A 4,882-nucleotide genomic window follows, 5' to 3' on the forward strand; every position below is an offset into this window, starting at 1 on the left:
GGGTACCCGCCCGTCGACGACGCGGGCGCGTACCCGGCCGAGGAGGTACCCCCCATGCACGACGACGCGCCACCCCCGCTGGGCCTGCTCGAATACCTCGACCTCACCGAGGACCGTCCCGTCCGGGACAAACGCGACACCGCCTTCGCCGCCGCCATGCTCGCCGAGCGGCTGGGCTACCGCCGGATCTGGTTGCCCGAACACCACGCCGCCGGCGTGCCCAGCACCAACCCGCTGCTGCTGGCCGCCGTCCTGGGCAGCCACACCCGCCGCGTACGCGTGGGCACCGCCGTCACCCTGTCCCGGGTCCGGGATCCCCACCTGACCGCCGAGGACGTCGCCGCCGCCGCGCACTTCTGCCCCGGCCGCCTCGACGTCGGCTTCGGGCGCGGAGACGTGAGCGGGACCGCGGCCGAGGACCTCGCACACCTGCGCGACCGGAACGCCGACGTCGGCGCCACCATCGAGAGGACCGTCGCCCTCCTGCGCGGGAGAGCGGAGTGGATCGACCCCGTGGACACCGGTTTCCAGCTCTGGTCGCACGGCGCGGGGACGCGCTCCGCCGAGACCGCCGGGAGGACGGGCGCCCACTACTGCCACGCCCTGTTCCTCAACACCGACGTGGACGCCTGCGTCAGCACGCTCGGCGCCTACCGCGCCGCGCACCCGGCGGGGCGCACGGCCGTGGCCCTGGCCCTGGTCGCCAACGACGACCCCGTCAGGGCGCGCACCGACAGCCTCCGGCCGGGCGTGCGGGTCAACCGCGCGGGCACCGCCGAGCAGTGCGCCGACACCGTCCACCGCGTCCTCGACATCACCGGCGCCGACGAGGCGGTCATCACCGAACTGTCCAGCGATCCGGAGGACCACCTGCGCGCCGTGGAGGAGATCTTCGCGGCCGTGCGCGGACGCGCCACGGCACCCTCCGCCAGCGCCCCGGCCTCCGCGCCCGCCGGGAGCGGTGCCCGGTGAGCGGGGCGGACTTCGGCCTGATCCGCGTCCCCGTGCTCAGCGTGGCGGAGTCCGCCCGCATGGTCGCCGCGGGGGACGTCCACGATCCCCTCACCGCCATGGCCGTCGACCTGGCCGCCGACCCCCACCTGCGCACCGCCGCCGCGTCCGACGAGCGCGCCCGCGCCTCCCTGCTGCGCTACATCGCGCGCATGGGCGGGCGGGCCACCCCCTACGGCCTGTTCGCCGGAACCGCCCCGCTGTCCGTCGGCGACCGCCGCGACCTGGAGGTCGACCGGCGCGACCGGCACCGCGTACGGGTCCGCGTGGACGTGCGCGTCCTGGAGGAGACGGTCGCCGACGCCCTCGCCGGGGCCGACCCCGACGACGTTCCGCTCCGCCTCAACCCGTCGGCCCACGTCGGCGCCGAGACCGTGCGCTTCGCCGCTCCGGGAGACGCCACCGCCACCGTGGTGAGCGTCCGCCGCACCGGGGCGATCGACACCGCCGTGGCCGTCGTCGGTGACGCCGAGATGAGCACCACCGCCATCACCGGAGCACTCGTCGAGCGCCTTCCCGGAGCCGACCCCGACCGACTGCGCGCCTTCGTGCGCGGGCTGCGTGACCGCGGGCTGCTCCACCCCTCCGACGGCCTGATCGGTCCCGGCACCGAACCCGCCGACCGCGCGGTCCGTCTCCTTGAGGCCGTCGGTGACCGCCCCCGCGCCGACGCCCTGCGCGGTCTCCTCACCGACGCCGCCGGGGAACACCCCCTCGACGAGGGCCTGCGCGACCGGCTCGACACGGCCTGGGACCGCGCCGCCGACCGCGTGTCCTCCCCGGCCCGGACCAGACGCGCCGAACGCTTCGACCTGCACCCCGAACTCGCCATGCGCACCGCCCTCCTGGACCGGCGCACCGTCGCCGACCTGCGCGCCGCCGTGCGCCGCGTCGCCTCGCTCGCCACCTCCGGTACCGGTCCCGGCATCGACATGGCCGCCTTCCGCACCGCCTTCTCCGAGCGCTACGAGGACGCCGAGGTCCCCCTGCTGAGCGCCCTCGATCTGGAGTCGGGCGTGCTCCGCCCCGCCCGGCGCGGCGCCTCCGCCCTCGCCGCGAGGGCGGGCCTGCGCGCCGGATCCCGCCCCGCCGACGTGCCCGTCTCCCCGGACCTGCTCGACCTGCTCGGACGCTGGACCGCCGACGGCGGCCCCGGGAGCGGCGGCTCCGTGGACATCGCCCACCTGCCCGAGGGCGGCACCGACGGCTCCCGCGCGCTGCTGGCCGTCCTGCTCGGCGACACCGACCCCGGCGCGCACGACGGACCGCACAGCATGCTCGTCGGCGGAGTGGGACGGGCGCCCCACGCCCTGCTCGCCCGGTTCGGCCTCCACCGCCCCGCCGTCGCCGACCGGATCCACGAGCAGGTCGACCGGGCACGCGCGGACCGCCGCGCCGCGCGTCCGGAGGAGGAACCCCTGCACGCGGAACTCGTCCACCACCCCGGCGGACGCATCGGCAACGTCCTGCTGCGCCCCCGCGTGCTGGACGAGACCATCGCCCTGACCGGAGCGCACGCGGGCACCCTGCACCCGGACCGGCTGCTCCTCCAGCTCCGCCCGGACGGTTTCCGGCTGCGCGACTCCCTGACCGGCCGCCCCGTCCTCGTGGAACTCAACACCGCGCACAACGTCGACCTCCACGACCTGGACCCGGTGTACGCGGTACTCGGCCACCTGGCCACCTCCGGGGGCGTCGGCTGGTCGTGGGGTCCGCTGGCCCGTCTGCCCCACCTGCCCCGCGTCACCTGCGGACGGGTCATCGTCACCCCCGAGCGGTGGGTGCTCACCGGCGGGGACGTCGCCGCGGTGCTGGCCGCGCCGTCCCCGGCCGCCGCACTGCGCCGCCGCCTTCCCGGTCTCGGCGACCGCACATGGGTGGGCACCGGCGAGTACGACCACGTCCTGCCGGTCGACCTGCGCGAGGACGCCTCGGTGCGCGCCGCCCTGGACCGCGCCGGGAACCGCGCCACCACGTTCGTGGAGATGCCGCAGGCCGAGGCGCCCGCCGTGCGCGGCCCCTCCGGCCACCACGTCGCCGAGGTCGTGGTGCCCACCGGCCCCGTCCTGCGCGAGCCGCCCCGTCCCGGCGCCGGGACGATGACCCTGGACCGCGCCCACGGCCGGGCCTGGGTCTACGCCCGGCTCCACTGCGGTCACGCCACCGCCGACCGGGTGGTGTCGCGCGCCCACCGGCTCTCCCTCGACCTGCGTGCCAGCGGAGCGGCCGACCGCTGGTTCTTCCTCCGCTACCAGGACGGGAGCGGCTACCACGTGCGGGTACGCGTCCGCCCGGCCCAGCCCTCCGCGCGCGCCGGAGTGCTGGCCGCCGTGGACGCCCTCGGTTCCCAGCTGGCCGCGGAGGGCCTGGTCACGCGGACCGTCCTGGACGAGTACGTGCCCGAGGTGGCCCGCTACGGCGGTGCCGAGGGCCTGCGGGCCGCCGAGGCGCTCGCGACCGCATCCAGCGACCGGGTCGCCGCCGCCCTGCCCGGCCTCGCCGACGAGTCCGCGCGCCTCCACCAGGCGGTCGCCGACATCACCCACTGGTGCGCCGAGCTGTTCGACACCCCGGAGGAACGCCAGGAGTTCCTGCGCGTGTGCCAGAGCGGCCTGGACGTGTCCGCCACCCGCGCGGGCAACCCCCTGGGCAAGTTCGCGCGCGCCCACGAGGCCGACCTGCGCGCCCACGTGGCACGGGTCCGCCCCGACGAACACCTCGCCAAGGCCCTGGGCGCGCTGGCCGCCGCCCAGCCGACCGCCGCGGGGCCCGGCGCCCTCCGGTCGGTGTTCGGGTCCGCGCTGCACCTGCACCTCAACCGGACCTTCGCCTTCGACGCGGTGCGGATGGAGTACCTGGCGCACGAACTCGCCCGGCGCCACCTGCGGCGGACGGACGCCCTGGAGAGGAAGAAGCGATGAACGACGCGGGCACGCTGCGCCTGGCACGGCTGTTCCTGGACGACATGGCGGCGGGGGTGCGCGAGGCGCCCACCTTCCCGCTGCTGCTGGACCAGGCCCTGGTCCGGATGGAGTTCACCCGCGCCCTCGGGGAGGAACACGGAGCGGAGGACTCCTTCCGCGAGGCGACGGCCCTGCTGCGCTCCGGCGGCGGCACCGGCCCCTGGCTGTACCGGGGCGCCGCCCAGGCCGGATGGACCGCCCTCCAGCTCGCCCGGGCGCGCGGCACCGAGCCGTCCGGGCTCGGCCCCGTGGACGACACCGTCCTGCGGTGGATCGCCGACTACCCGGACGGGGGAGAGGTCGACCTGCCCATGGGCCTGCTCGGCCTCGGCGTCTACGCCCTCGCCCACCCCGACGCCGGGTTCCGCGACAAGGCCACCTCCGGGATCCTGGACGTGGTCGAGGACCGTGTCGAACACGACGGCGACGGTCTCTTCGTGCGCCTGGGCGACTCCCCGGCGCGCCGGGCCGACCAGTCCGCGCGCTGCCGGGTGCTCGGCGCCGCCCACGGCACCGCCGGGCTGGTGTCCTACCTGGCCTCGGCCGCCGGAACCGCCTCGGCCCCGCGCGCCCGCTCCCTGCTCGACGACGCCGTGCGCTGGCTGCGCGCCCAGCGCGGCGACTTCGCCCACGCGCTCTTCCCCCACCGGGTCGAGACGCGCTACGCGCCCGCGCGCGCCACCTGGTGCTCGGGCGACCCCGGTGTCGCCCTGGCCCTGCACACGGCCGCCGGTGCCACCGGCGACCCGCGCGACGCCGGCCTGGCCCGGGCCACCGCCGGGGCGGTCGTCACCCGCCCCGGGGACGACTGCGGGATCACGGACGGCTGCCTCTGCCACGGCGCAGCCGGGCTGGTCTGGTTCGGCCGCCGCGCCCACGACGACCACGGTATGGCCGAGGGGCTGGAG

General features: G+C 77.0%; 3 protein-coding genes. All 3 read left to right on the plus strand.

Translation table 11 applies throughout. The features are described 5' to 3' along the window. The first annotated feature begins 54 nt into the window (after nt 1-54). On the plus strand, nt 55-972 hold the full coding sequence (locus D455_RS31340; protein ID WP_083922362.1) for an LLM class flavin-dependent oxidoreductase: 918 nt from the start codon (nt 55-57) through the stop codon (nt 970-972). Next, complete coding sequence (locus tag D455_RS0122050; RefSeq protein WP_017572857.1) at nt 969-3,932, plus strand: lantibiotic dehydratase; 2,964 nt, start codon at nt 969-971, stop codon at nt 3,930-3,932. The genes D455_RS31340 and D455_RS0122050 overlap by 4 nt, the downstream gene beginning before the upstream one ends. Further along, a partial coding sequence (locus D455_RS0122055) for a lanthionine synthetase LanC family protein (RefSeq protein WP_017572858.1) occupies nt 3,929-4,882 on the plus strand: 954 nt, incomplete at its 3' end. The genes D455_RS0122050 and D455_RS0122055, both read left to right, overlap by 4 nt.

Origin of the sequence: Nocardiopsis halotolerans DSM 44410, from assembly GCF_000341065.1 — a bacterium.
Classification (GTDB): Bacteria; Actinomycetota; Actinomycetes; order Streptosporangiales; family Streptosporangiaceae; genus Nocardiopsis; species Nocardiopsis halotolerans.